This is a genomic window from Mumia quercus (assembly GCF_025506335.1).
GTDB classification, from domain to species: domain Bacteria; phylum Actinomycetota; class Actinomycetes; order Propionibacteriales; family Nocardioidaceae; genus Mumia; species Mumia quercus.
Genome location: NZ_JANZYO010000006.1, coordinates 1 through 26,408 on the forward strand (window position 1 = coordinate 1; position 26,408 = coordinate 26,408).

At 70.9% G+C, this 26,408-nt stretch carries 27 protein-coding genes; 17 read left to right on the forward strand and 10 right to left on the reverse strand.

Annotated features, from left to right (window positions below):
* Positions 1–239 precede the first annotated feature (239 nt).
* The gene (locus tag NYZ95_RS14590; RefSeq protein ID WP_262852052.1) at positions 240–1,265 is read right to left on the reverse strand and encodes a zinc-binding alcohol dehydrogenase family protein; all 1,026 of its coding nucleotides are present in this window, start codon (positions 1,263–1,265) and stop codon (positions 240–242) included.
* 95 nt (positions 1,266–1,360) lie between these two features.
* Here NYZ95_RS14590 and NYZ95_RS14595 point away from each other — a divergent pair, with 95 nt between their 5' ends.
* The 4 genes from NYZ95_RS14595 (at position 1,361) to ilvA (ending at position 6,300) form a co-directional block, all read left to right on the forward strand.
* The gene (locus tag NYZ95_RS14595; protein WP_262852053.1) at positions 1,361–2,509 is read left to right on the forward strand and encodes a glycerophosphodiester phosphodiesterase; all 1,149 of its coding nucleotides are present in this window, start codon (positions 1,361–1,363) and stop codon (positions 2,507–2,509) included.
* Positions 2,506–3,663: a cystathionine gamma-synthase gene (locus NYZ95_RS14600; RefSeq protein ID WP_262852054.1), complete on the forward strand. Its 1,158-nt coding sequence runs from the start codon at positions 2,506–2,508 to the stop codon at positions 3,661–3,663. Before NYZ95_RS14595 ends, NYZ95_RS14600 begins: the two co-directional genes overlap by 4 nt.
* Positions 3,660–5,024, forward strand: a complete 1,365-nt coding sequence (locus NYZ95_RS14605; RefSeq protein WP_262852055.1) for an AI-2E family transporter — start codon at positions 3,660–3,662, stop codon at positions 5,022–5,024. The genes NYZ95_RS14600 and NYZ95_RS14605 overlap by 4 nt, the downstream gene beginning before the upstream one ends.
* Positions 5,025–5,085: 61 nt before the next feature.
* On the forward strand, positions 5,086–6,300 hold the full coding sequence (gene ilvA, locus NYZ95_RS14610) for a threonine ammonia-lyase (protein ID WP_262852056.1): 1,215 nt from the start codon (positions 5,086–5,088) through the stop codon (positions 6,298–6,300).
* A 57-nt stretch (positions 6,301–6,357) separates the two neighbouring features.
* Here ilvA and greA read toward each other — a convergent pair whose 3' ends face one another.
* Positions 6,358–6,870, reverse strand: a complete 513-nt coding sequence (gene greA, locus NYZ95_RS14615; RefSeq protein WP_262852057.1) for a transcription elongation factor GreA — start codon at positions 6,868–6,870, stop codon at positions 6,358–6,360.
* Between the two features lie 100 nt (positions 6,871–6,970).
* Complete coding sequence (locus NYZ95_RS14620; RefSeq protein ID WP_262852058.1) at positions 6,971–7,375, reverse strand: DUF4307 domain-containing protein; 405 nt, start codon at positions 7,373–7,375, stop codon at positions 6,971–6,973.
* 50 nt (positions 7,376–7,425) lie between these two features.
* On the opposite strand from NYZ95_RS14620, the gene mca reads away from it, so the two are divergent.
* Both mca and NYZ95_RS14630 read left to right on the forward strand, forming a co-directional pair.
* The gene (mca, locus tag NYZ95_RS14625; protein WP_262852059.1) at positions 7,426–8,301 is read left to right on the forward strand and encodes a mycothiol conjugate amidase Mca; all 876 of its coding nucleotides are present in this window, start codon (positions 7,426–7,428) and stop codon (positions 8,299–8,301) included.
* Positions 8,302–8,349: 48 nt separating this feature from the next.
* Positions 8,350–8,553, forward strand: a complete 204-nt coding sequence (locus NYZ95_RS14630) for a hypothetical protein (protein ID WP_262852060.1) — start codon at positions 8,350–8,352, stop codon at positions 8,551–8,553.
* 19 nt (positions 8,554–8,572) lie between these two features.
* Here NYZ95_RS14630 and NYZ95_RS14635 read toward each other — a convergent pair whose 3' ends face one another.
* Positions 8,573–9,217, reverse strand: coding sequence for a Pr6Pr family membrane protein (locus NYZ95_RS14635; protein WP_262852061.1), 645 nt, complete (start codon positions 9,215–9,217; stop codon positions 8,573–8,575).
* Positions 9,218–9,278: 61 nt separating this feature from the next.
* Between NYZ95_RS14635 and NYZ95_RS14640 the strand changes: the two genes are divergently transcribed.
* Positions 9,279–9,644, forward strand: a complete 366-nt coding sequence (locus NYZ95_RS14640; RefSeq protein ID WP_262852062.1) for an MmcQ/YjbR family DNA-binding protein — start codon at positions 9,279–9,281, stop codon at positions 9,642–9,644.
* On the opposite strand, the gene NYZ95_RS14645 is transcribed toward NYZ95_RS14640, so the two are convergent.
* Genes NYZ95_RS14645 through NYZ95_RS14655 form a run of 3 tightly spaced genes read right to left on the reverse strand, consistent with a single transcriptional unit; the run spans position 9,641 to position 11,663 of the window.
* A complete protein-coding gene (locus tag NYZ95_RS14645) occupies positions 9,641–10,222 on the reverse strand; it encodes a class I SAM-dependent methyltransferase (protein WP_262852063.1) in 582 nt (193 codons plus the stop codon). The two genes, NYZ95_RS14640 and NYZ95_RS14645, sit on opposite strands and share 4 nt — an antisense overlap.
* A gap of 16 nt (positions 10,223–10,238) precedes the next feature.
* Positions 10,239–11,084 (reverse strand): DUF1206 domain-containing protein, encoded by an 846-nt coding sequence (locus NYZ95_RS14650; RefSeq protein WP_262852064.1) that lies wholly within the window; start codon positions 11,082–11,084, stop codon positions 10,239–10,241.
* A 48-nt stretch (positions 11,085–11,132) separates the two neighbouring features.
* Positions 11,133–11,663, reverse strand: a complete 531-nt coding sequence (locus NYZ95_RS14655; RefSeq protein ID WP_262852065.1) for a DUF1269 domain-containing protein — start codon at positions 11,661–11,663, stop codon at positions 11,133–11,135.
* A gap of 119 nt (positions 11,664–11,782) precedes the next feature.
* Here NYZ95_RS14655 and NYZ95_RS14660 point away from each other — a divergent pair, with 119 nt between their 5' ends.
* The gene (locus tag NYZ95_RS14660; protein ID WP_262852066.1) at positions 11,783–13,786 is read left to right on the forward strand and encodes a thioredoxin domain-containing protein; all 2,004 of its coding nucleotides are present in this window, start codon (positions 11,783–11,785) and stop codon (positions 13,784–13,786) included.
* Between the two features lie 9 nt (positions 13,787–13,795).
* Here the strand turns inward: NYZ95_RS14660 and NYZ95_RS14665 are convergent, their stop codons facing one another.
* Positions 13,796–14,350 (reverse strand): Uma2 family endonuclease, encoded by a 555-nt coding sequence (locus NYZ95_RS14665; protein WP_262852067.1) that lies wholly within the window; start codon positions 14,348–14,350, stop codon positions 13,796–13,798.
* A gap of 23 nt (positions 14,351–14,373) precedes the next feature.
* Positions 14,374–15,012: a PAQR family membrane homeostasis protein TrhA gene (gene trhA / locus NYZ95_RS14670; protein ID WP_262852068.1), complete on the reverse strand. Its 639-nt coding sequence runs from the start codon at positions 15,010–15,012 to the stop codon at positions 14,374–14,376.
* Between the two features lie 126 nt (positions 15,013–15,138).
* Between trhA and NYZ95_RS14675 the strand changes: the two genes are divergently transcribed.
* The 9 genes from NYZ95_RS14675 to NYZ95_RS14715 all read left to right on the forward strand — a co-directional run bounded on the left by NYZ95_RS14675 (position 15,139) and on the right by NYZ95_RS14715 (position 24,921).
* On the forward strand, positions 15,139–15,900 hold the full coding sequence (locus NYZ95_RS14675; RefSeq protein ID WP_262852069.1) for an isoprenyl transferase: 762 nt from the start codon (positions 15,139–15,141) through the stop codon (positions 15,898–15,900).
* Positions 15,897–16,433, forward strand: a complete 537-nt coding sequence (locus tag NYZ95_RS14680; RefSeq protein ID WP_262852070.1) for a DUF3592 domain-containing protein — start codon at positions 15,897–15,899, stop codon at positions 16,431–16,433. Before NYZ95_RS14675 ends, NYZ95_RS14680 begins: the two co-directional genes overlap by 4 nt.
* Before the next feature lie 217 nt (positions 16,434–16,650).
* Positions 16,651–17,982, forward strand: a complete 1,332-nt coding sequence (gene phoH2, locus NYZ95_RS14685; RefSeq protein ID WP_372500488.1) for an RNA 5'-3' helicase PhoH2 — start codon at positions 16,651–16,653, stop codon at positions 17,980–17,982.
* Positions 17,983–18,078: 96 nt separating this feature from the next.
* The gene (locus NYZ95_RS14690; protein ID WP_262852072.1) at positions 18,079–19,401 is read left to right on the forward strand and encodes an extracellular solute-binding protein; all 1,323 of its coding nucleotides are present in this window, start codon (positions 18,079–18,081) and stop codon (positions 19,399–19,401) included.
* 16 nt (positions 19,402–19,417) lie between these two features.
* Complete coding sequence (locus NYZ95_RS14695; protein WP_262852073.1) at positions 19,418–20,359, forward strand: carbohydrate ABC transporter permease; 942 nt, start codon at positions 19,418–19,420, stop codon at positions 20,357–20,359.
* Between the two features lies 1 nt (position 20,360).
* Entirely contained in the window at positions 20,361–21,359 is a 999-nt protein-coding gene (locus NYZ95_RS14700) for a carbohydrate ABC transporter permease (RefSeq protein ID WP_262852074.1), read from the forward strand.
* A gap of 5 nt (positions 21,360–21,364) precedes the next feature.
* Entirely contained in the window at positions 21,365–22,606 is a 1,242-nt protein-coding gene (locus NYZ95_RS14705) for an ABC transporter ATP-binding protein (protein WP_262852075.1), read from the forward strand.
* A gap of 162 nt (positions 22,607–22,768) precedes the next feature.
* Complete coding sequence (locus NYZ95_RS14710; RefSeq protein WP_262852076.1) at positions 22,769–23,464, forward strand: aggregation-promoting factor C-terminal-like domain-containing protein; 696 nt, start codon at positions 22,769–22,771, stop codon at positions 23,462–23,464.
* A gap of 41 nt (positions 23,465–23,505) precedes the next feature.
* Entirely contained in the window at positions 23,506–24,921 is a 1,416-nt protein-coding gene (locus tag NYZ95_RS14715; RefSeq protein WP_262852077.1) for a DUF2079 domain-containing protein, read from the forward strand.
* Positions 24,922–24,998: 77 nt separating this feature from the next.
* On the opposite strand, the gene NYZ95_RS14720 is transcribed toward NYZ95_RS14715, so the two are convergent.
* Positions 24,999–26,393, reverse strand: a complete 1,395-nt coding sequence (locus tag NYZ95_RS14720; protein ID WP_262852078.1) for a class II fumarate hydratase — start codon at positions 26,391–26,393, stop codon at positions 24,999–25,001.
* Between the last annotated feature and the right edge of the window lie 15 nt (positions 26,394–26,408).

The following is a 26,408-nucleotide window of genomic DNA, read 5'->3' on the forward strand; positions in this document are numbered from 1 at the left end:
ACACGAAGGCCTCCTTGGTGGGGAGCGGTTCCTTAGACAGCTCCACTCCACACCGGGAGGCCTTCACCCATCTACGACATCAGACAGTGTCGTCACAGTTCCTCGACCAACCTGCCTGGACATCACACCTAGGGGCTCGGACTACTCGACCACCTAGGGGCTCGGACTACTCGACCAGCCAGGGGGTCGGGCTACTCGACCAGCCAGGGGGTCGGGCTACTCAACCAGCCACCACGGCGCTACGGCACGAGCACCGCGGCCCCGTCGAAACGCCCTGCCTTGAGGTCGCGCAAGGCTTCGACGGCGCGGTCGAGCGGGTACGGATGGGTGGTCGCGCGGACGCCGTGGCGTGCCGCCAGCGCGAGGAAGGTCCGACCGTCGTCGCGCGTGTTGGCGGTGACCGAACGGATCTCCTTCTCGTAGAACAGCTCGCTCTCGTACGTCAGCGGCGGGACGTCCGAGAGGTGGATCCCGGCGATCGACAAGATGCCTCCACGGTCCAGTGCCCGCAGGGCGACCGGGACCAGGTCGCCGACCGGCGCGAACAGCACAGCGGCGTCCAAGGGCTCAGGCGGGGCGTCGTACGCACCGCCGGCCGACGCCGCCCCGAGCGCGAGCGCCAGCCGCTGGGCTGCGGGCTCGCGCGTGAGGACGTGGACAGTCGCACCTTCACCGATCGCGACCTGGGCACACAGGTGGGCGCTCCCGCCGAACCCGTACAGGCCGAGGCGCCCTCCCTCGGGGAGCGCCGCCCGGCGCAGCGCACGGAAGCCGATGATGCCGGCGCACAGCAGGGGAGCCAGGTCGACCGCTGGAACGTCGTCGGGGAGCCGGTACGCGTAGTCCGCAGGGACGGTCACGTACTCGGCGTAGCCGCCGTCGCCATCCCATCCCGTGAACCGGGCGTACGGGCAGAGGTTCTCGGTGCCCCGCAGGCACCACCGGCAGCGCCCGCACGTGGACCGCAACCATGCGACGCCGACGCGCTCGCCCTGCTCCCACCCGCTGACCGCGCGGCCGTACCCGGCGATGCGTCCGACCACCTCGTGGCCGGGCACGACGTGGTCGTGGTGGACCGAGAGGTCGCCCTCGGTGACGTGCAGGTCCGTCCGGCACACACCGCACGCCTCGACACGGACGAGCAGCTCGCCGGGCGCGGGGACGGGAACGGGCGCCTCCGAGAGTGCCAGCGGCGGGGCGGTGCCTGCTCCGTCCACCGGACCGGGGGTCGTCACCCGCCACGCGCGCATCGTCGTCACGTCCATGGATCGAGTGTCCGCCTGTCGCGGTTCGCGCACCGTTCACGCCGGGCACGCCTGTGCGACAGGCATCGGTCACCCCGCTGCGTTGCGATGGGGGCATGAGACTCTTGCGCAGCACCCTCGTCACCGCACTGGCCGCTGCTGTGGCCGGACCGTTGCTCGTATCCGTCGCTCCCGCGGTGTCGGCCGACGGAAAGCACGCCCACCCGCAGGCTCGTCCCCACACCCCGGCGCCGATCGTCATCGCCCACCGTGGCGCGTCGGGCTACCGCCCGGAGCACACCCTCGCGGCCTACGAGCTGGCGATCCGCCAGGGCGCCGACGTCATCGAGCCCGACCTGGTGATCACCAAGGACGGTGTCCTCGTCGCCCGCCACGAGAACGAGATCGGCGGGACGACCGACGTCGCCGACCACCCGGAGCTCGCCGGCCGGCGCACTACGAAGACGATCGACGGACGTCCGGTGACGGGCTGGTTCACCGAGGACTTCACCCTCGCCGAGCTCAAGACGCTACGGGCGAAGGAGCGACTGCCGCTCGTGCGTCCGGGCAACACCGCGTACGACGGCCGCTTCGCGGTGCCGACCTTCGAGGAGGTGCTCGACCTCGCGAAGCGCGAGAGCCTCCGGCGCGGCCGTGTCATCGGTGTCGCGCCCGAGACGAAGCACCCCACGTACTTCCAGACGATCGGCAAGAACCTCGAGGACCCGCTCGTGCGCATCCTGAACAGGCGCGGGCTCAACCACCGCCGCTCGCCGGTGACGGTCCAGTCCTTCGAGACGGCGAACCTCAAGGCCCTGTCGAAGCGCCTGCGCGTCCCGCTCGCGCAGAACGTCAACCCCACCGGCCGCCCGTACGACCACGTCGTCGGCGGCGACCCCACGACGTACGCCGACATGGTGACGCCGACCGGTCTCAAGGCGCTCGCGCGCTACGCCGACATCCTCAGTGCGGAGAAGAACGTGCTCGTCCCGCGCGACGCGTCCGGCGCTCTCGCCGCGCCGACGACGGTCGTCCGCGACGCCCACCGGGCGGGGCTCGACGTCTACGCGTGGACGTTCCGGGCCGAGAACCAGTTCCTCCCGGCCGACTTCCGGGTCGGGACCGACCCGAACGCGCACGGCGATCTCATCGCCGAGCTGCGGACGTTCTTCCGCCTCGGCGTCGACGGCGTGTTCGCCGACTTCCCTGACCTCGCGGCCGACGCGCGTCGCGTGAAGCAGATGCGGATACGCTCGCGGGTGTGAGCGACTTCGGATTCGAGACGCGTGCGATCCACGCAGGTCAGGAGCCCGACCCCCGGACCGGGGCGGTCGTGCCCGCCATCTATGCCACCAGCACCTACAAGCAGGACGGGGTGGGAGGGCTGCGCGAAGGCTATGAGTACTCGCGCAGCGCCAACCCCACCCGGACCGCCCTCGAGGAGTGCCTGGCCTCCCTCGAGGGTGGTGCCCGCGGGTTCGCGTTCGCCAGCGGGCTCGCCGCCGAGGACACCCTCCTGCGCGCCCTCACGGCCCCAGGTGACCACGTGGTGATCCCGAACGACGCGTACGGCGGGACGTACCGGCTGTTCGACAAGGTCGAGGCGCGCTGGGGCCTTCGGTACGACCCGGTGCCGATCGCGGACGTCGAGGCGGTCCGGGCGGCGGTGCGGCCGGGCGAGACGCGCATCGTGTGGGTCGAGACGCCGACGAACCCCCTCCTCGGCATCGCCGACATCGCGGCGCTGGCCGAGATCGCGCACGCCGCGGACGCGCTCCTCGTGGTCGACAACACCTTCGCGTCGTCGTACCTCCAGCAGCCGCTCGCCCACGGCGCCGACGTCGTCGTGCACTCCACCACGAAGTACGCAGGCGGCCACTCCGACGTCGTCGGCGGTGCGCTGGTCGTACGTGACGAGGCGCTCGCCGAGCCGATCGCGTTCCACCAGAACTCCATGGGCGCGGTCGCCGGACCGTTCGACTCCTGGCTCGTCCTGCGCGGGCTCAAGACGCTCGCCCTGCGGATGGAGCGTCACAGCGACAACGCCGAGGCCGTCGTCGCCTTCCTGCAGAGCCGGCCCGAGGTCGCGCAGGTGATCTACCCGGGACTCTCCGAGCACCCTGGCCACGCCGTCGCGGCGCGCCAGATGAAGCGCTTCGGCGGCATGGTCTCGTTCCGGATGGCAGCCGGAGAGCGAGCCGCCCTCGACGTCGTCGAGCACACCGAGCTGTTCACGCTCGCCGAGTCGCTCGGTGGTGTGGAGTCGCTGATCGAGCACCCGGGGCGGATGACGCACGCGTCGGCGGCCGGCTCCCCGCTGGAGGTGCCTGCGGACCTGGTCCGCGTCAGCGTCGGCATCGAGAGCGCCGACGACCTGGTCGCCGACCTCGAGCGAGCATTCGAGCGGCTGGGCCGATGAGAGCGGACGGGGGGCCCGAGGGCCCGGCACCCGACGAGGGCGGCCGCGACGACGCGGCGCCCGAGGTCGAGCCGGACGCGACGCCGGAGGCCGAGGAGCGGGCCCGGTCGCGCCGCCGGCTGGACGAGCTCGTCGCCCGCATGCGCGCGAACGCGCGTCGCGACCTCACGCACCTCGAGGAGCGCTCCGGTGTGCTCGGCGACCCCGTCCCCACCACCAGCGCGTACGCCGTCCCCGTGGTCGGGGTGCCCGGCGACGGCACGCCGCCCAACGTCCCGTACGGGGTCGCGCTCGCGGCCTCGTGGGGATGGCGGCTCATCGTCATCGCCGCCGCCGGTCTCGGCATCCTGTGGCTCCTCGGCTACTTCTCTAGCCTCACCGTGCCGATCGCGATCGCGATCCTGATCTCGGCGCTCGTGCGGCCGTTCGTCGACCGCATCGAGGCACTGCGCCTCCCGAGGTCGGTCGCGACCCTGATGGTGATGATCTTCGGGATCGGCGCCGTCGTCGGCATGCTCACCCTCGTCGGCCAGCAGGTGTCCACGCAGTTCGATGACCTGAGGACGAAGGTCGTCGACGGGCTGCAGGAGATCCAGGACTGGGCGCGCACGGGTCCGCTGGGCCTCAGCGACGACCAGCTCAACTCCTGGATCGACCGGGTCACCCAGACCATCGAGGACTACGGCAGCAACGGCTCCGGCATCGTCAACCGCGTCACCGAGCTCGGGACCACCGTGACGCACCTGCTCGCCGGGTTCTTCATCGTCCTCTTCGCGACGTACTTCTTCCTGTACCAAGGCGGGCGCATCTGGGACTGGGTCGTCCGGCTGTTCCCGCGCAACGCGCGCGAGCACGCCGACCGCTCCGGCCGCGTGGCCTGGTGGTCGCTGACCGCCTTCGTCCGGGCCACCGTGCTGGTGGCGCTCGTCGACGCCATCGGCATCGCGCTCGTCGCCTGGCTGCTCGGGGTCCCGCTGGTGCTGGCGATCGCGACGCTGGTGTTCCTCGGCGCGTTCGTCCCGATCGTCGGTGCCTTCGTGTCCGGACTCGTCGCGGTCCTCGTCGCGCTGGTGGCGCAGGGGCCGTGGGTGGCGATCTTCATGCTCGCCGGCGTCGTGGCGGTGCAGCAGATCGAGGCGCACATCCTCCAGCCGTTCCTGATGGGCCACCTCGTCCAGCTGCACCCGCTGGCGATCATCCTGGCGATCGCCGCCGGCGTCACGGTTGCCGGGATCGTCGGCGCCCTCCTGGCCGTGCCGATCACGGCCTGCGTCAACGCGATCGTCCGCTACCTCGCCGACCAGGCGGACGCCAAGCGTGCGGCGCGCGAGGGCGGCGCAGCTCCCCCCGTGCCTGACTGACCGCCTGGCTCGCACCCGGACCGGGCCGTCGGCTGCCGCCTTTCGTGCCTAGGGTGGAGTCATGCCCGTCACCCTGGACGACGTGCGCGCCGCCGAGAAGATCCTCGCCGGTGTCGCCGTCCGCACCCCGGTCGAACCCTCCCGCGCCCTCAGCGCGCTGATCAGCCGGCCGGTGGTGCTCAAGTGCGAGAACCTCCAACGCGCCGGTTCGTTCAAGATCCGAGGCGCGTACGTCCGCATCTCGCGCCTCTCCGCCGAGGAGCGGGCACGGGGGGTCGTCGCGGCAAGCGCCGGCAACCATGCCCAGGGCGTCGCCCTCGCCGCCTCGCTCCTGGGGACCAGCGCGACCGTGTTCATGCCCGAGGGGGCACCGCTGCCCAAGCTGGCGGCGACGCGCGAGTACGGGGCGAGGATCGAGCTCGCCGGCACCTCGGTCGAGTCCGCCCTCGAGGCCGCGCACGCGTACGCCGAGCGCGTCGGGGCCGTGCTCATCCATCCGTTCGACCATCCCGACATCGTGGCCGGCCAGGGCACCCTGGGCCTCGAGGTCCTGGAGCAGGTCCCGGACGCCACGACCCTGGTCATCCCCGTCGGCGGCGGCGGACTCGTCGCGGGGGTCGCGCTCGCCGCACGGGCGATCAACCCCGACATCCGGGTGGTGGGCGTGCAGTCCGAGCGGGTCGCCCCGTACCCGCTGTCGCTGCGCTCCGGGCGTCCCACCTCCGTCGAGGCGCAGCGCACGATGGCCGACGGCATCGCCGTGTCACGCCCGGGCGACGTCCCGTACGAGGAGATCGCGCGGCACGTCGACCAGGTGGTGACCGTCACGGAGGAGTCGTTGAGCCAGGCGCTCCTCATGCTCCTCGAGCGCGCGAAGCTGGTCGTGGAGCCGGCGGGTGCCGCGGGCGTCGCGGCGCTCCTGGAGCACCCTGACGTGTTCGCGGGGGACCCCGGTCCGGTCGTCAGCGTCCTGAGCGGCGGCAACATCGACCCGCTGCTCCTCATGAACGTGGTGCGTCACGGCCTCGCGGCCGCGGGACGGTTCCTGTCGTTCCGGGTCCGGATCTCCGACCGCCCGGGGTCCCTCGACGAGCTCCTGAGGATCCTCGCCGAGATGGCTGTCAGCGTCCTCGACGTCGTCCACGAACGGACCGCGTCGACCCTGGCTATCGACGAGGTCGAGGTGACGCTGAGCGTGGAGACCCGCGGTCCGGAGCACCGGTTCGCGGTGGAGCAGATGCTGCGCGACCACGGGTACGTCATCACCTACACCTGACCGGGACGCGACTGTGCCCGCCGCCCCGGAGGACGGCGGGCACAGGAAGAGTGGTCGTCAGCCGACGTAGGGCTTGGCGTCGACGATCTTGACGGTGACGTCGCGCCCGTTGGGAGCGGCGTACGTCGCGCTGTCGCCGGCCTTCTTGCCGTTGATCGCCGCCCCGAGCGGGGACTGCGGCGAGTACACCTCGATGTCGACCGACGCGTCCAGGCCGAGCATCTCGCGCGAGCCGAGCAGGAACGTCTCGGTGTCGTCGTCACCGGCGAAGGTGATCGTCACGACCATGCCGGGCTCGACGAGCCCGTCGTCGGCGGGCGCCTCGCCCACCTCGGCGCGGCGCAGCATGTCCTCCAGCTGGCGGATCCGGGCCTCGGCCTTGCCCTGCTCCTCACGAGCAGCGTGGTAGCCGCCGTTCTCACGGAGGTCGCCCTCGTCGCGGGCCTCCGCGATCTTCGTGGCGATCTCCGTGCGCGCGGGCCCGCGAAGATGGTCCAGCTCGGCCTGCAGACGGTCGTACGCCTCCTGGGTGAGCCAGATCGTGTTCTTCTCTTCGTTGGGCGTCGTCATGGGGATAGCTCCTCGGATGTAACAAACCCCAGACATCACGCCTGGGGCCGGAAAGACCGAGCCTAGCAACCTTGCGGCCCAGGGCCAAGGCGCCGACGCCTCAGTCGGCGAGTCGGCACCCCAGCACGATCACGGTCACCGCGCGCCGCTCCGTCGCGACGACGTCGGTCACCGCGGTCTCGGCGCTGTCTGTGCGGGGGACCTCGATCGTCGACTCCCCGACGTACGAGTGGTCCTGCGCCTGTGCGGCGACGTCGCACTCGGCCGGCTCGCCGGAGGAGTGGAGCACCCGGAGGGTCACGGAGGCCTCGTGGTCGGAGAGCACGTCGAAGGCCACCACGTCGGCCTGGAACGAGTCCTTGGTCTGCTGCTGTGCGACGATCCAGGCGGCGATCACCCCGAGCGTCACCCCGACCACGGCGATGACCGTCCAGGCCCGGCGGCTCAGTCCGCGGCGGCGGCGTCCGTACCGGCTGGCGGTCAGGTCGGGTTCGACGGTGGGCATGACACCATTGTGACCGAGTGACCCACGTGACCGACCGGAGGAGTCCAGCTGTGGCGGAGAAGCTGCGCCTGATGCACGTCCACGCGCATCCCGACGACGAGTCGAGCAAGGGCGCCGCATCGACGGCGAAGTACGTCGCAGAGGGGGTCGACGTCCACGTCGCGACGTGTACGGGAGGGGAGCGCGGCTCCATCCTCAACCCGAGCTTCGACCACCCCGGCATCCTCGAGAACCCCGAGCTGATCGGCGACATCCGGCGCGAGGAGATGGACCGTGCCCGCGAGATCCTCGGGATCAAGCAGGACTGGCTCGGGTTCGTCGACTCCGGCTGGCCGGAGGGCGACCCGCCGCCGCCGCTGCCCGAGGGGTGCTTCGCCCTGGTCCCCGTCGAGGAGGCCGCGAAGCCGCTGATCGCGCTCATGCGCAGCTTCCGCCCGCACGTCGTCACCACGTACGACGAGAACGGCGGCTACCCCCACCCCGACCACATCATGTGCCACAAGATCAGCGTGTACGCCTTCGAGAAGGCCGGTGACGCCGACGCGTACCCCGAGCTCGGCGAGCCGTGGCAGCCCCAGAAGCTCTACTACCACCGCGGCTGGTCGCGGGCGCGGGCCGAGGCGGTCGACGCCGCCCTCGTGCGGCACGGGCTCGAGCCGATCTACGCCGAGCGCCTGAAGGACTGGAAGGTCGACCCTGCGGAGGAGGAGGCCCGCCTGACGACGCGCGTGCCGTGCGCCGACTACTTCAGTGTCGCCGACGACGCGCTGCGGGCGCACGCGACGCAGATCGACCCGGACGGCCAGTGGTTCGCCGTGCCGCTGCAGGTGCGGGCCGAGGCGTGGCCGACCGAGGACTACGAGCTCGTACGGTCGTTCGTGGAGACGAGCGTCCCCGAGGACGACCTGTTCGCCGGACTGCGCTGACCGGACTGCGCTGACCGGACTGCGTGGGGCCGGGCGTACGCTGGAGACATGTCGACTGCCGTGCTCGCCGCCGCGGAGCAGATCAACTTCAAGCCTGCGGGCTGGGTCGCGCTCCTGATCATCCTCGGGATGTGCGTGGGCCTCTTCTTCCTGATGCGCAGCATGTCCCACCAGATGAAGAAGGTCGACTTCGACGAGGAGGCCACCGAGCGCCCCCGTCGTGGGCCGAAGGCGCCCGACGAGGACGCCTGAGCCGGACCCGACCGGTCGCTCAGCGGCCGATCCGGCGCCCCGTGGTGATCGCCGCGGCGGCGATGGCGACGGCGACGAGCGCGATCAGCAGGAGCGTGACCGTCACCGGGCCCCATCCGGACGCCGTGGCGTCCAGGAAGTCGTAAGGGACCGCGAGCGGAGGCTCCCCCTCCGGGCCGCGGAACTGCGGGTCGGCGACGGCGCCGCGGACGAGCGTGTAGGCGACCCATCCGACCGGCCACGCCAGGAACCACCACGCCCGGTCGCTCAGCCGTGGCCGGAGCAGGAAGAACCCGACCAGCGAGCCGGCCGGGACCAGCGTGTGGTGCACCAGGTCGTACCAGATCTCGATCCCGTGCAGCGTCTGCTGCCCGGCGAGCAGCAGGTGGTAGACCGCGCCCGTGATCGTGATGCCGACCAGACCCGCCAGGTACACCGGCTCCCACCACTCGCCGACCTGCCCGCGCACCGCGATGACGACGGCCGTCACGAGGACCAGCAGGTTGGACTGGACGGTGAAGTACGAGAAGAAGTTGACGAGGCTGCGGCCCTCCGAGGCGACCATGACGGCCAGCCCGACCGTCGCCCACGCGCCGAGCGCTGCCATCGCCCCGAACCAGAGCCGGACGCCGAGCCCGGCGGGGCGTGAGGGAGTGTCGTGCACGGTGCCCAATCTAGTCGTGACGCCGCCCGGCCGTGTCAGTGCCGTACGCCAGGCTGGTCTCGTGGCGAGACCCGATGTTCCGATCGAGATGCTGGAGCGGCTGCGGGCCGTCCTGCTGCCGCTCCCGTCGTGCGACGAGCACGACGCCTGGGTGGGCGTGTGCTGGAGGGTCGGTTCGGCGACGATCGCGCACGTCTTCGGCGGTGAGGACGGGTTGTTCCGGATCACCTTCCGCGCCGACCCGGGCGAGCTGATGGCGTTCGAGCGGCTCGGCCCGCCGTACTTCCGCGGGGAGTGGGGCGAGAACGTCGTCGGGATGCTGCTCGACGACGACACCGACTGGGACGAGCTCGCCGAGCTCTTGGTCGACTCCTACTGCATCCAGGCCCCGGCCCGCCTCGTCGCCCTCGTGCGGCGCCCCACCTAGGCGGGCAGCTCCCGCGCGACGGCGAGCACGTCGTACGCGTCGCCGTCGGGCGTCGCCCGGACGACGTGGCGCAGCGACAGCACCTCCATGCCGTCGAGCGCGGAGGCGAGCGAGGCCACGGTCGGCAGCACGTCGGGCGAGCGCGGGCCGCCCACGCCGTACGCGAGGTTGTCGCGGGCGTGGCCGAGGTAGACGATCCGCCCCGCCGGGCGCAGCCACGTCCGAGCCCGCTCGAGGACGAGCGGAAGCTGCTCGGTCTGCAGGTAGGCGACGAGCACGAGGTCGACCCGCTCGTCCGGCTCCCAGGTGAGGGCGTCGCCGACCTGCCAGTGCACCGAGTCCCCGGCCGCCGGCCAGCCGCGCTCCGCCTCGGCGATGGCCACGGCCGAGAAGTCGACGGCGTCGACCCGCCACCCCCGGGCAGCGAGCCAGGCGGCGTGCCGCCCGTCGCCGCACGCGAGGTCGACGGCGCGTCCCGCCGGGAGCGTCACGAGCTCGGCCACCAGGGTGGCGTTCGCGACGGCACCGAACGGGCGCGGCTGCTCGGTGTAGCGGCGGTCCCAGTCGCTCGAGTCCATGCCGGCAGCCTAGGGTTCAGCGGCGCTTGACGTAGCGTGCCCAGCCGAAGCAGTACGCCCCGAAGGCCGCGAGACCGACCGCGACGAGCGTGAGCAGGTACGGGCCGAACGGCTGGTCCCGGAGGGTGCGCAGCGCGTCGTCGAGCCCGCCGGCCTTGTCCGGGTCGTGGTTGAACGCCGCGAGGACGACGAGCACGCCGATGATGCCCAGCGCGACACCCTTCGCGACGTAGCCGACCTGACCCAGCCGCACGATGGCCGACCCGCTCGTCCCGCTGGTCGCCGACGAGGTGAGGTCGTGCTCGAAGGACCGGCTCACGCCGCGGTAGACCTGGTAGCCCGCGACGGCGAGGATCCCGAGCCCCGCGAGGCCCACGAGCCACGTGCCGCCCGGAGCGCTCATCACCCGCGCGGTCAGCGTCTCCTCCTTGCCACCCGAACCCCCTGAGCCGCCCGACCCGCCCGACGAGCCCGTCGCCTGCCGTGCAGCGACGACCGCCAGCGCGGCGTACAGGACCGCCTTGCCCGCGGCCATCACGCGCTTGAGCGTCCGCGCGCCGCCGTCCTTGTCGCGGAAGCCCCAGATCGCATCGGCCAGCTGCCAGAGCACGAGCGCCGCGAAACCGACGGCCGTGACCCACAGCAGCGCCTTGCCGGCGCCGTTCTCGGCGATCATCGACAGCGCGCCGGACTGGCTCGCGTCCTTCTCGGTGCCGCTCCAGGCGACCTGGAGGGCGAGCCACGCGACCAGGAGGTGCACCACCCCGTACGCGACGAGCCCGACGCGCGCTCCGACCTCGAGCGCCTTGCTGTTGCGAACCTCGCGGCCCGCCTGTCCGCCCTTGCCCTTCACGTTCGTCATCCGGGCATCGTGCCACCTCCCGCGGTCAGCCCCGCGAACGGCTCGGCCCTACGACGAGCTCGCCGCGTCGACGTCGGCCTCGATGGCCTTCTCGTCGGCACGCAGCTCCTTCTTGGTGAGCTTCTCGGCCCGCCGGAGGGCTTCCTCGACACGCGCCTCCATGTCGGTCGCGGCGACCACGACGAGCCCGCTCTGGCCGTCGTCGAGGAGCTCGCCGAGCTCCTTGAGGTCACCCCGGCTCATGCCGCGCGTCACGTGCCCGCCCAGCGCCCCGAGCGCGCTGCCGCCGACCCCGCCGACGATGAGGGCGCCACCGAGCGTGATCGCGGGGAAGAGCGCCACGAGCGCGCCGCCCACGAGCCCGATGCCGAGCCCGCCCCACGCCCCGTGGCGCGTCGGCTGCTCGTGCTTCTTGACGATCTTGACCTTGCCGTCGTCGTGCTTGGAGACGACGGCGGCGTCGTAGGTGTCCAGGAGGTCGGTCTCCCGGTAGAGCTCCTTGACCGCGTCGTAGTCGGCGACGGCGTCGTCCTCGTTGTCGTAGCTGGCTCCGAAGACGAACAGCGTGTCGAGTGCCATGGCTTCCCCCTAGGTCGTGACGTTCGCGCGACCACGACCGCGGCGCGCTTCCTGACAGTAGCCGGATATCTCCCTGCTTGTTCGGTTTGTGCCGTTCGTGCCTGACCTACGGTGGAGCCATGGCCAACCGACTCAGCCGCGCCACCTCCCCGTACCTCCTGCAGCACGCCGACAACCCCGTCGACTGGCACGAGTGGGGAGAGGAGGCCCTCGCGCTGGCGGCCGAGCGTGACGTCCCGGTGCTGCTGAGCGTCGGGTACGCCGCCTGCCACTGGTGCCACGTGATGGCGCACGAGTCCTTCGAGGACGAGGCGACCGCGGCGTACCTCAACGAGCACTTCGTCCCGGTCAAGGTTGACCGCGAGGAGCGGCCCGACGTCGACGCGGTGTATATGCGCGCGACCACCGCGATGACGGGGCAGGGAGGCTGGCCGATGACAGTCGTCCTCACCCCCAGCGGTGACCCCTTCTTCGCGGGCACCTACTTCCCGCCTGAGCCGCGCCACGGGATGCCCGCGTTCCGGCAGGTGCTCGAGGCCATCACGAACGTGTGGACGACGCGGCGCGGCGACGTCGACCGGATCAGCACCGAGGTCGTCGCGCACCTCGGCGCGCTCGAGGACGCCACAGGCCCGGCCCTTGACGCGGACGCGCTCGACACGGCCGTCCGTGGCCTCGCCGGCCAGTACGACGCGACCAACGGGGGATTCGGGTCCGCCCCGAAGTTCCCGCCGTCGATGTGCCTGGAGCTGCTGCTGCGCTACGCCGCGCGCACGGGCTCGACGGGCGCGCTCGCGATGGTCGAGCACACCGCCGAGGCGATGGCCCGCGGCGGGATGTACGACCAGGTCGGGGGCGGCTTCGCGCGCTACAGCGTCGACGCCGGCTGGGTCGTGCCGCACTTCGAGAAGATGCTGTACGACAACGCGCTCCTGCTGCGCGTCTACCTCCACCTGTGGCGTCAGACCGGCTCCGAGCTGGCGCTACGCGTCGTCCACGAGACGGCGGACTTCCTCCTCACGGAGCTCGCGACGGCCGAGGGCGGGTTCGCGTCGGCGCTGGACGCCGACACCGACGGCGTCGAGGGCGCGTACTACGTGTGGACCCCGGGGCAGCTCGTCCAGGTCCTCGGCGAGGCGGACGGGACGTGGGCGGCGCAGCTGCTCGGCGTCACCGCCGACGGCACCTTCGAGCACGGGGCGTCGACGGCCCAGCTGCGCGAGGACCCCGACGACCTCTCTCGGTGGGCCGACGTCCGTGCGCGTCTGGCGACCGCGCGGCGCGCCGAGCGTACGGCTCCGGCACGCGACGAGAAGGTCGTCGCGGCGTGGAACGGTCTCGCCGTGACGGCGCTGGCCGAGGCGGGCGTGCTGCTCGACGAGCCCGAGTACCGCGACGCGGCGGTCGTCGCAGCGACGTTGCTCGCCACCACGCACACCGGGGAAGACGGACGCCTCGTCCGGACGTCGCGCGACGGTGTCCCGTCGGCCAACGCGGGCGTGCTCGAGGACTACGGCTGCGTCGCCGAGGCGTACCTCGCCGTGCTCGGGGTCACCGGCGACGCCGTGTGGCTGGAGCGGGCGCGCGCGCTGCTCGACCTCGTGCTCGCGCACTTCCGTGTCGCCCCGGACGCGGATCCCACGGAAGGGCGCGGCTTCTACGACACCGCGGACGACGCGCAGGCGCTCGTCGTCCGGCCCCGCGACCTCGCCGACAACGCGACGCCGTCGGGGACGTCGTCGGCCGCCGCCGCCTTCCTCTCCGCCGCCGCACTCACCGGGGACGACCGCTACCGCTCGGCGGCCGAGGAGGCCGTGCGCTCGGCGTCCGCGCTCGCGACCGGCTCCCCGCGCTTCGCCGGCTGGGTCCTCGCCGTCGCCGAGGCGCTCCTCGCGGGACCCCTCGAGATCGCGGTCGTGGGGGAAGGCGGGGCAGCCGACCGGCTGCACCGGGCGGCGCTGTCGCTGCCCTCACCCGGAGCCGTGGTGGTCGCGGGACCCGTGGGGACGCCCCTGCCGCTGTTCGAGGCCAAGGACCTGGTGGACGGTCAGCCGGCGGCCTACGTGTGCCGCGGCTTCGCCTGCGAGCGCCCGGTCACCGACCCGGTCGACCTCCAGGCGTAGGCCGTCGCGTCAGCTGAGCACGCTGGCGGGCGACAGCGAGATCGGGAACGGCCGGGTGAGCTCGACCGTCGTGTCACCGGCCACGCGCGCCACCTCCACGTACTCGCCGTCCTCGAGGTCCCAGCAGATCAGCGACCGCTCGTACGGCTCGGGGTCGATCACCCAGTACGACGCCGTGCCGGCGAACTCGTAGCGCGACTTCTTGAGGAGCAGATCGATGCTGCGGGTGCTGGGCGAGACCACCTCGACGGCGAGTAGCGGCGGCGCGCCGAGGACACGACCGTCGACGTCGGCACGGTTCGCGACCACGACGTCCGGCCGGACCACCGAGTCCTCGGCGAGGACGACGTCGAGAGGGGAGACGAAGACCTTCATCTCCGGCGGGCACGCCGACCGGAGGAGGACGGTGAGCTCGAGGACCGCGTCCTGGTGCTCGGGCGAGGGCGCCGGCGTCACGATGAGAGAGCCGTCGATGAGCTCGTACCGGTGCCCGTCTTCGGGAAGCGCATCGAGGTCGGCACGCGTCAGCGGCCGTAGCGGGGGAAGGCCGATGGGGTGCGTCATCCCCCCAGGCTAGGCGGTCGGGGTCAGCCGGCGTACACCGCGAGCGAGATGCCGACGTAGTGCACGACGAACGCGGCGATCGTCAGCGTGTGGAACACCTCGTGGAAGCCGAACCACCGGGGGAACGGGTTGGGGTAGCGCAGCCCGTACACGACCGCACCGAGCGAGTAGAGCGACCCGCCCACGATGATCAGCACGAGGACGGCCGTCGACGCCGCGGCAGCGAACTCGTCGAGCCAGAGGAGCGCCGCCCAGCCGAGCACCACGTAGATCGGCGTGTACAGCCAGCGCGGAGCGTGCACCCAGAACACCCGGAACGCCACGCCGCCGATCGCGCCGACCCAGACGAGCGTGAGGAGCCAAGCGGCGTCGCGGGGCTCGAGGAGGATCAGCGCGAACGGCGTGTAGGAGCCGGCGATGAGCAAGAAGATGTTGGCGTGGTCGAAGCGCTTCAGCAGCACCTCGGCGCGAGGGCCCCAACGGCCGACGTGGTAGACCGCGCTGACGCCGAAGAGGAGCAGCGCGCTGATCATGTAGACCGCCACGCCCGCGCGCGACCGGGTGCTCGGCGCGAGCACCAGGAGCACCACGAAGGCAGCGAGAGCCAAGGGCCAGGTGGCCGCGTGGAGCCAGCCACGCAGTCTAGGCTTGATCTCGACCACGGCGTCCCGGATACGATCGCCGACGTCGAAGGAAGCTGGGGGGGTCGCTTCGTTCCTGCTCACACCACGACCCTAACGAACGAACCTACGCGTGCGTAGGTAACACTCCTCACGGGAGGACCATCGGTGTCGGTACGCGACCTGCTCTACTCGGTCTACGAGCGTCAGCTGCTCGGCAGCCTGCGCCCGGACCAGGTCCCGGCTCACGTCGGCGTCATCGTGGACGGCAACCGGCGGTGGGCCAAGGGCACGGGCGGGGACGTCACCGCCGGCTACCAGGCGGGTGCCGACAAGATCATCGAGTTCCTCGGCTGGTGCGACGACCTCGACGTCAAGGTCGTCACCCTCTGGCTCCTGTCGACCGACAACCTCCAGCGCCCTGAGCCCGAGATCCGCGCCCTCCTGGGCGTGATCGGCAACCTCGTCGACCAGCTCACAGCGTCGCGCCGGTGGCACGTGCGCCTCATCGGCAACCTCGACCTGCTCCCCGAGGACCTCGCCGGCTCCCTCCAGGACGCGGTCGCCTCCACCAGCGACGTCGACGGCATGGAGGTCAACCTGTGCGTCGGCTACGGCGGGCGCCAAGAGCTCGCCGACGCCGTACGCTCGCTGCTGCGCGAGCAGTCCGAGCAGGGGCGGACGATCGACGAGGTCGCCGAGGTCCTCGACGTCGAGCACATCGCCGACCACCTCTACACCAAGGGTCAGCCCGACCCCGACCTCGTCATCCGCACCTCGGGCGAGCAGCGGCTCTCCGGTTTCCTCCTGTGGCAGAGCGTGCACAGCGAGTTCTACTTCTGCGAAGCGCTCTGGCCGGCCTTCCGGCGCGTGGACTTCCTCCGCGCCATCCGGTCGTACGCCGAGCGCGAGCGCCGCTTCGGCCAGTGAGTCGCCCCTCCCGCGCGAGGGGCGGGTACGGGACGGTCGTGGTGCTCGGCCTCCTCGGAGCCCTGGTCTTCTGGCTCAGCGGCCTCACGGGCAACACGGCAGGAGAGGACGCCGAGGAGCTCGCCCGGCTGCGTGCCGGCGACGGCGTGCAGGTGACCGGGACGATGACCGGCTCCCGGGAGCGCCAGCAGGCCTCGCGGCGGACGATGGTGACCGTGCACTGCGCGGTGTACACCTTCGCGACGCGTGACGCCGGGTCCTCGTCGTTCACCAGCGACGTCTGCGCCCGCGACGCCGCGGACCTCCCCGCGACCGGGTCCACCGCGCCGGTGATCTACGACCCAGACGGGTGGTCTCGTTTCCTCGACACCGACGACACGGCTGAGAGGCTCGACCGCGACGCCCACGCGCACCCCTGGTACCGGTGGGGCGGCCTGGCGCTCGCCGTCGCCTGCGCCGCCCTCCTCGTCCGCCGCCTCCTCTCCCGTCTGCCACGGTCCCGTGCCGGGGTGCGGGACGGAATCGGACGTTAGGCACAAAGGGGGCGTGTCGCTGGTGCGGACGCCCGCTGGCGTCGTACGGTCAGGGGGTCGGCGGGGCCCACATCCCACCGGCACCGGGAGGCCCTCCGTGCACCACCGATCGCTCGGCACGAGTGCCGGTCCGGTACGCACGGCGGGAGGTTGGCCCGCCCCCGGGCCCGCTGCCCTGAACCCGGCTCCATCTGTCAGAGAGTGAGCCGGCGCGGGGATGCGCGTGGGCTCGTACGAGGAGACTGCCGTGGCTGCTGACATCCCCACCACGTACGTGATCGACACCAGCGTGCTTCTCGCCGACCCGCGGGCGCTGACCCGGTTCGCCGAGCACGAGGTCGTCGTCCCGGTCGTCGTCATCACCGAGCTCGAGGCCAAGCGGGCCCATCCCGAGCTCGGGTACTTCGCGCGGGCAGCCCTGCGCCTCCTCGACGAGCTCCGCGTCCGCCACGGCACGCTCGACCGGCCCCTCCCGGTCAACGACGAGGGCGGGACGGTCCGGGTCGAGCTCAACCACACCGACCCCGGCGCGCTGCCGTCGGGCTTCCAGCTCGGCGACAACGACACCCGGATCCTTTCGGTCGCCAAGAACCTCGCCGACGAAGGTCACGCCGTCACGCTCGTCTCCAAGGACCTGCCGATGCGGGTGAAGGCCTCGGCGGTCGGGCTCAGCTCGGAGGAGTACCGAGCCGAGCTCGCCCTGGAGTCGGGCTGGACGGGCATGGCCGAGGTCGAGGTCGCCGGCGCGGACCTCGACGCGCTGTACGAGGACGGCAGCGTCGACCTGGAGGCGGCCCGCGACCTCCCGTGCCACACCGGGCTCGTCCTGCTGTCGGAGCGGGGGAGCGCCCTGGGCCGGGTCACGCCCGACAAGCGCGTGCGTCTCGTCCGGGGGGACCGTGAGGCGTTCGGGCTGCACGGCCGCTCGGCCGAGCAGCGGATCGCGCTCGAGCTGCTGCTCGACCCCGACATCGGGATCGTCTCGATGGGCGGCCGCGCCGGAACGGGGAAGTCCGCTCTGGCGCTGTGCGCCGGTCTCGAGGCGGTCATGGAGCGGCGGACGTACAAGAAGGTCGTGGTCTTCCGGCCGTTGTACGCCGTCGGCGGTCAGGACCTCGGCTACCTCCCGGGCTCGGAGGCCGAGAAGATGGGGCCGTGGGGCCAGGCCGTCTTCGACACGCTGGGTGCGGTCGCCTCCGGTGACGTGGTCGAGGAGGTGATCGACCGCGAGATGCTGGAGGTCCTGCCGCTGACCCACATCCGGGGCCGCTCCCTGCACGACGCTTTCGTGATCGTCGACGAGGCGCAGTCGCTGGAGCGCAACGTCCTGCTCACGGTGCTGTCGCGGATCGGGGCGAACTCCCGCGTCGTCCTCACCCACGACGTCGCCCAGCGCGACAACCTGCGCGTCGGGAGGTACGACGGCGTGGTGGCCGTGGTCGAAAAGCTCAAGGGCCACCCGCTGTTCGCCCACGTGACCCTCACCCGCTCGGAGCGTTCGCCGGTGGCCGCGCTGGTGACGGAGATGCTCGAAGACCCCGGGCTCTAAGGGGTCTGTTGCTGCGCTAGTGTCACCGCTGTGGTTCAGTGAGATAGGTCACGTACGTCAGGCGTCCTCGGACGCAGCAACGGACGGGAGCATTCGATGGGCACAAGGGCTCGACAGAGGGTCGCGGCGGTCGTCGCCGTGGCCAGCGCGGCGGCGGGACTCGCAGCGTGCGGGAGCGAGTCGAGCGGCGACACGCCCACTCTCACCTGGTACATCAACCCGGACGTCTCCAACCTCGAGCCGTACGTCACCGGCGAGGACGGCAAGCGCGCTCCCGGCGGCCAGGCGTACCTCGCGCTGAAGTGCAGCGAGGAGTCCGAGGGGATGTATGACATCAAGGTCGAGCTGCTGCCCAACGACGCCTCGCAGCAGCGCGAGCAGCTCGTCCGGCGCCTTGCGGCGAAGGACTCCTCGATCGATCTGATGAGCCTCGACCCGGCGTTCACGGCGGAGTTCGCGAACGCGGGCTTCCTGGAGCCGATGACGAAGGACCAGCAGGTCGACCTCTCCGAGGGCATGCTCGACGGTGCGGTCGAGGCCGCGACGTACGACGACAACCTCGTCGCGGTCCCGCTCTGGTCCAACACGCAGATCCTCTGGTACCGCAAGTCGGTCGCGGAGAAGGCCGGGCTCGACATGTCGAAGCCGGTGACCTGGGCGCAGGTCATCGACGCCGCCGAGCAGACCCGTACGACGGTGAGCGTGCAGGCCAAGCGGTACGAGGGCTACTCGGTGTGGATCAACGCGCTGATCTCCGGCGCCGGCGGCGAGATCCTCGAGGACCCCGAAGCCGGCAAGGATGCCAAGATCACGATCGACACCCCGGAGGGCAAGGCCGCCGCGGAGGTCGTCTCGAAGCTCGGCAAGTCCGACGCCGCACCGCCGGCGCTGTCCAACGCCGACGAGGGCGGCTCGGTCGCGTCGTTCTCCGCGGCCGACGGCGGGTTCCTCGTCAACTGGACCTACGTGTACTCCGACCCCAACGTCGCCCCGTTCAAGGACGACCTGGCCTGGACGCGCTATCCGCGCACCACCAGCGTCGACGAGAGCCGCCCTCCGTACGGCGGGATCAACCTCGCGGTCTCCGCCTACGGCAAGCACCCCGAGGCGGCGTACGAGGCGGCGGCGTGCCTCACCTCCGAGGAGAGCCAGAAGACGTACGCGATGGCCTCCGGCAACCAGCCGGCGCGGTCGGCGGTCTACGACGACCCCGAGATGAAGAAGGCGTTCCCGATGGCGCCGTTGTGGCGGGAGAGCATCGACGCGGCGGCGCCGCGCCCGCTCACCCCGTACTGGAGCGACATCAGCACCGCCCTCTACTCCAGCTGGCACCCGCCGTCGTCGGTGAACCCCGACAAGACGCCGGCGGAGTCGCAGCAGTACATCGAGGACGTCCTGCAGGGCAAGGCACTGCTGTGAGCGGGAGGAGATGACGATGGCGAGCACGACGACTCTCGAGCCGACGAAACAAGCCCCCGGCGGCCGGCGGCTCAAGACCCGCACGCCGGAGAGCGCCGAGAACAGGCTCGGCTGGAAGCTCGCCGGACCCGCGGTCGCGGTGATGCTGCTGGTGACCGCGTGGCCGATGCTCCGGGCGCTGTACCTCTCGCTGTTCAACTACCGCTTGACCGACCCCGACAACCGCGAGTTCGTCGGCGTCTCCAACTACGGCGTCGTCCTGTCGGATCCCTTGTGGTGGCGCGCGGTCGGCGTGGCGGTCTTCATCATGGTCGTCACCGTGGCCGTCGAGCTCGTCATCGGCTTCGGCTTCGCGATGGTGATGAACAACATCCTCGTCGCCCGCGGCATCGTACGGGCGTCGATCCTCGTGCCGTACGGCATCATCACGGTCGTCTCCGCGTACGCGTGGCTGTACGCGTTCCAACCCACGACGGGGTTCGTCAACCAGTGGTTGCACCTCGACCCGGGCACGAACATGTTCGACGACTTCTGGGGATCGATCTTCGTCATCTGCCTCGCCGAGATCTGGAAGACGACCCCGTTCATCTCGCTGCTGCTGCTCGCGGGCCTCTCGCAGGTGCCGAACGACGCGATCGAGGCGGCCACCGTCGACGGCGCGACCTGGTGGCAGCGCCTCACGCGGGTGATCCTGCCGTCGATGCGCGCCGCGATCATGGTCGCCGTGCTCTTCCGGGCGCTCGACGCCTACCGCATCTTCGACAGCCCGTTCATCATGACCGGCTTCGCCAACGGCACCGCGCCGCCGTCGGGCCTGGTCTACAACGCGATGATCCAACGCGTCGAGCTCGGTCTCGGGTCGGCGATGTCCGTGTTGCTGTTCCTCTCGGTGCTGATCATCGCGTTCGGTCTGATGAAGCTGTTCCGGGTGGATCTGAGCCAGGTGAGGGGAGACTGAGATGTCGCCGCGTCGCAAGTCCCGCGTGATGTGGTCGCTGGTCTCGATCGCGATCGGTCTGCTCTTCGCGGGCGCCGGTCTCTGGCTCATCGACCGCCCTGACCTCTGGCTGTGGCTGATCACCGGCACGGTCTTCGTGATCACCGGCGCCATCGGGCTGCTGCTCGGTGACAGCGCGCCGCAGATCTCCTGGGGATCCATCGTGGGGGCCGAGCTCATCATGCTCTACACGCTGACTCCGGTCGTCTATCTCGTGTCGCTGTCGCTCAAGGGCGGGAACGCCGACGTGAACCAGGGCGGCTTCCTCCCGCACGACCCCGGGTTCGACAACTTCAAGACCGTCTTCAAGTTCGACCTGTTCCAGCACGCGCTGATCAACTCGTTCGGCATCTCGGTCATCGCCACGACGATCTCTGTCATCCTCGCCACGTTCGCGGCGTACGCGATCGCCCGGCTGCGGTTCCGCGGCAAGAAGATCGTGCTCTCGATGGCGCTGGCGATCGCGATGTTCCCGGTCGTCGCCCTGGTCGGCCCGTTGTTCGACATGTGGCGAGCGATCGGCATCTACGACACGTGGCTCGGCCTGATCATCCCGTACCTGTCGTTCACCCTCCCCATGTCGATCTGGGTGCTCTCGGCCTTCTTCCGCGAGATCCCCTGGGAGATGGAGCAGGCTGCCCAGGTCGATGGTGCGACGTCGTGGCAGGCCTTCCGCAAGGTCATCGTTCCGCTCGCGGCGCCCGGCGTCTTCACGGCCGCGATCATCACGTTCTTCTTCGCGTGGAACGACTTCGTGTTCGGCATATCCCTGACGTCGACGACGCGAGCGATCCCGGTCCCGGCGTCGTTGGCGTTCTTCACCGGCGCGTCCCAGTTCGACCAACCGATCGCGGCGATCGCGGCGGCCTCGGTCGTCGTGACGGTCCCGATCTTCATCATCGTCCTCCTGTTCCAGCGCAAGATCGTCTCCGGGCTCACCTCCGGCGCAGTGAAGGGTTGACCACCATGGCCACCATCGAGATGAAGAACATCGTCAAGCAGTACGGAGACAACGCCCCGGCGGTGCGCGACGTCAGCCTCGCCATCGAGGACGGAGAGTTCGTGATCCTCGTGGGCCCGTCGGGCTGCGGCAAGTCGACCCTGCTGCGGATGATCGTCGGTCTGGAGGAGATCACCTCCGGCGACATGCTGATCGGCGGCAAGCGCGTCAACGACGAGCCGCCCCGCGACCGCAACCTCGCGATGGTCTTCCAGAACTACGCGCTCTACCCGCACCTCAACGTGTACGAGAACATCGCCTTTCCGCTCCGCCTGCACAAGGGCATCTCCAACGAGGAGATCGACAAGAAGGTGCGCGACGCCGCGGAGACCCTCGAGCTCACCGAGTTCCTCGACCGCAAGCCGGCGAACCTCTCCGGCGGTCAGCGGCAGCGTGTCGCGATGGGGCGGGCGATCGTGCGTGACGCCCAGGCGTTCCTGTTCGACGAGCCGCTGTCCAACCTCGACGCGAAGCTGCGTGGCCAGATGCGCACCGAGATCGCCCGCCTGCAGCGCAAGCTCGGGGTGACGACGGTGTACGTGACGCACGACCAGACCGAGGCGATGACGCTCGGGGACCGTGTCGCTCTGCTGAAGAAGGGCGTCCTCCAGCAGGTCGCGACGCCGCGCGAGCTCTACGAGGACCCGGTAAACCTGTTCGTCGCGGGGTTCATCGGATCACCGCCGATGAACATGCTTCCCGCCCGGCCCAACGGCGACCAGCTCGAGCTGCCCTTCGTCTCGTTCACGATGCCGCCCGAGATGGCCGAGGCCACGAAGGGGCACGAGCTGCTCATCGGCGGGATCCGGCCCGAGCACTTCGCCGACGCCTCCGCGTCGCGTGCGCCGGAGAACGGCGTGCGCTTCACCGCCGGCGTCGACGTCGTGGAGTGGTTGGGCAACGAGCAGTACGCGTACATCCCGTTCGAGGCACCTGAGGAGGTCCGGACGACGCTCGACGACCTCGCCAAGGACCTCGACGGCGAGAAGATGCAGCAGCAGATCGTCGTCACGCTCGAGCCGACCACGAGGGTCCGCGAGGGCGGCGAGGCAGAGCTGGTGATGGACGTGAGCAAGCTGCACCTCTTCGACCCCGAGACCGGCGACAACCTCATGCTGCGGGCGCGGGACGATGCTGACGGCGACGCCGGAGGCTCTCGTCCTGCCGCCGCGGACGGCGGGCAGGCGGCTCCGGCCGGCGAGGGGTAGGCCGGGGCCGCGGCCCGCTCGTGCAGATTCTCAGGAAAGGCCGTCTTCGCAGGTCAGAGCGGTAGGTGGCGACCCTTGGGCGACTTGTCCGTTTGATTCTGATTTCGTCTTCTCGCACGCTGGGGATATCCGCGACCGATCCTTTCCCCCGGAGGACCCAGCGTGTCATCCCCCCATACCCGCGCGCGCCGAAAAGCCGCGCAGGCCCCTCTCGCGAGCCGTCTCCTGACGCGTGCGCGTACCCCTCGAGGCCGCGTCGGCTTCACCCTGTCCGCCCTGGCTGCGCTCGCGCTCGTCGGTGGCGCCGTGGCCGGTGCCACCAGCGCCCCGCCGACGGTCGAGGCCGCGTCCGTCAGTGGCACCGAGGCGCTGGCCGCCGAGACGACGACCGAGAAGGCCGCGGCGTCCGGTGACCGTACGGAGCCTCAGACCTCGCGCTCTGCGCAGCGCCCCGCGGCTCCGGCCGTCCCGTCCGTCGCCGACGCCAAGAAGCAGCAGGTGGCGAAGGCCGCCAAGCAGCGCGCTGCCGCGAAGGTCAAGACCGCGCGCATGCAGGACAAGAACCCCCGCGCGATCGCGAAGGCGATGCTGTCCGACTTCGGCTTCGGCCAGGGCCAGTACGCCGCCCTCAACAAGCTGTGGGTGAGCGAGAGCAACTGGCGCTGGAACGCCGACAACCCCACCTCCAGCGCGTACGGCATCCCGCAGGCGCTGCCCGGGTCGAAGATGTCGTCAGCAGGCAAGGACTGGAAGACGAACCCGGCGACCCAGATCAAGTGGGGTCTGCGCTACATCAAGGAGGTCTACGGCACGCCGAGCGCTGCGTGGTCCTTCAAGCAGGGCAACGGCTGGTACTGACCGTCCCGAGAGCTCTCAGCGGTGCCGGATAGCGTGTCGGCATGACCGACTCGATCTCCGACGACGACCCCGGCGCACGCAGGCGCGCCGGGGTCGTCGGCGTCGTCGGGGCAGGCCTCCTCGCCACGCTGTGCGGCGTCGCGTACGCGGCCGTCTCGTTGCTGCGGTTTCGCCGCTTCGAGACCCCCTCGTGGGACAACGCGATCTTCGAGCAGGCGATCGCCGCGTACTCCCGCCTCCAGGCTCCGATCGTCGACATCAAGGGGCCGGACTACCACATCCTCGGTGACCACTTCTCGCCGATCACGGCAATCGTGGCGCCGTTCTACCGGCTGTTCCCCGACGGCCGTACGCTGCTGGTCGCCCAGGCAGTGCTCCTCGCGCTGTCGGTCTGGGTGATCGCCCGCGGCGCCGTACGCGCTCTCGGCACCGCAGCCGGGCTCGCCGTCGGCCTCGCGTACGGGCTGTCGTTCGGCATCGCCTCCGCGGTGTGGGTCGACTTCCACGAGGTCGCCTTCGCGGCTCTGTTCCTGGCGCTGGCCGGCATCGCGTTCGTCGAGCGGCGCTGGCGTGCCGCGGCGCTCTGGTCGCTCCCGCTGCTCCTCGTCAAGGAGGACCTCGGCCTCACCGTGGTGGCGGTGGGAGTCGCCTTGGCGCTCGCCGGGGCGCGACGGATCGGCCTCGCGACCGCGCTCGCCGGCCTCGGTGGCTTCCTGCTGACGCTCTTCGTCCTCATCCCGGCGTTCAACCCCGGCGGTGGATACGACTACGTCAGCGTCATCGGCGCCGGTGACGAGGGCGGACCGGGCCCCTGGGCGTCGTTCTGGACGGGCTGGGACCTCAAGCTGCCGACGCTGCTGGCGACGTTCGGCGTCACCGGCTTCCTCGCGCTGCGCTCGCCGTGGGTGCTCGTGGCGGGCCCGACGCTGCTGTGGCGCTTCGTCGGCGACAACCCGTACTACTGGGGCACGGACTGGCACTACGGCCTCGTCCTCATGCCGGTCGTGTTCGCGGCGATGCTGGACGCGATCGTGCGGTTGCGCGACGGCGGCAGGCCGACCTGGTTGCGCCGCTACGCGACCCACGTTCCCGCGATCGCCGCGGCCGTCGCCCTGGCGCTCGTCTCGCAGTTCCCGCTGGCCAAGCTCGCCGACGCACAGACGTACGAGGCGAGTCCACGTGCGGCCGCGGCGCAGGAGGTCCTCGACCTCGTTCCCGAGGGCGCGAGCGTCGAGACCGACATCGGGCTGATCACGCACCTCTCGACCGGACGCACGGTCTACTGGACCGGCACGGTCGGCGACGCGGTGCCCGACTGGCTCGTGATCGACGCGTACGCCGGCTGGGGACAGGCCGCGCCTGACGCCGTGGCGTACGCCGAGACCCAGCACCCCGGGACGACGTGGGAGCTCGTCCTCGACCGCGACGGCTACCAGGTCGCCCGCCGCACCTCCTGACCCTCGCGAGAGACCCCAGGCCTACTCGCGAGAGACCTCGGGCCTGCTCGCGAGAGACCTCGACGAGCCAGGCTGCGTCAGGGGTGCGTCATGGAGAGCACGTCGAGGGCGGCGTCGAGCTGCTCGAGAGTCAGCTTGCCCTCGTCCACGAAGCCCATGTCGAGCACGGTCTGACGGATCGTGGTCTTGTCCTTGAGCGCCGTCTTGGCGACCTTGGCGGCGTTCTCGTAGCCGATGTACTTGTTGAGCGGCGTCACGATCGACGGCGACGACTCGGCGAGCTCGGCGCAGCGGTCCTCGTTGGCGACCGTCCCCGCGACGCAGCGGTCGGCCAGCACGCGCGAGGAGTTGGCCAGGAGGCGGATCGACTCCAGGAGCGCCCGCGCCATGACCGGCATCTGTACGTTGAGCTCGAAGGAGCCGGACTGGCCGGCGATGGTGATCGCGGTGTCGTTGCCGATCACCTGCGAGCACACCATGAGCACGGCCTCAGGGACGACCGGGTTGACCTTGCCCGGCATGATGCTCGAGCCCGGCTGCAGGTCGGGGAGCTGGAGCTCGCCGAGACCCGTACGCGGGCCGGAGCCCATCCACCGCAGGTCGTTGTTGATCTTGATCAGGCTGACCGCGATCGTACGGAGCTGACCGGAGAGCTCGACCAGCCCGTCGCGGGCTCCCTGGGCCTCGAAGTGGTCGACCGCCTCCGTGAGGGGCAGGCCGGTCTCCTCCCCGAGGATCGCGATCACGCGCTGCGGGAAGCCGGCGGGCGTGTTGATGCCGGTGCCGACCGCCGTGCCGCCCAGCGGCACCTCGGCGACGCGCGGCAGCGCCGACTGGACCCGCTCGATGCCGCGACGGATCTGCGCGGCGTACCCGGCGAACTCCTGGCCGAGCGTCACCGGCGTGGCGTCCATGAGGTGCGTGCGGCCCGACTTCACGATCGACGCCCACTCGCTGGCCTTGGCCTCGAACGCGGACGCGAGGTGGTCGAGAGCGGGGACCAGCTCGTTCGCGGCTGCCTCGGTGGCGGCGACGTGGATCGACGTGGGGAAGGTGTCGTTGGACGACTGAGACGCGTTGACGTGGTCGTTCGGGTGGACGTCGCGACCGAGGGTGCGGCTGGCCAGCGTCGAGAGGACCTCGTTCATGTTCATGTTGCTCGACGTGCCCGAGCCCGTCTGGAAGACGTCGATCGGGAACTGGTCGTCGTGGCGACCGTCGGCGACCTCCTGCGCAGCGGCGACGATCGCGTCGGCCACGTCCTGGTCGATGACGCCGAGCTCGGCGTTCGCCTTCGCGCAGGCCAGCTTCACCAGCGCGATCGCGCGGATGTGCTGCGGCTCCAGGGTGCTGCCGGAGATCGGGAAGTTCTCGACGGCGCGCTGCGTCTGGGCCTTGTAGAGCGCATTGGCGGGCACCTTGACCTCGCCCATGGTGTCGCGCTCGATCCGGTACTCGGTCTCAGTGCTCATGAGTCCGAGATTATC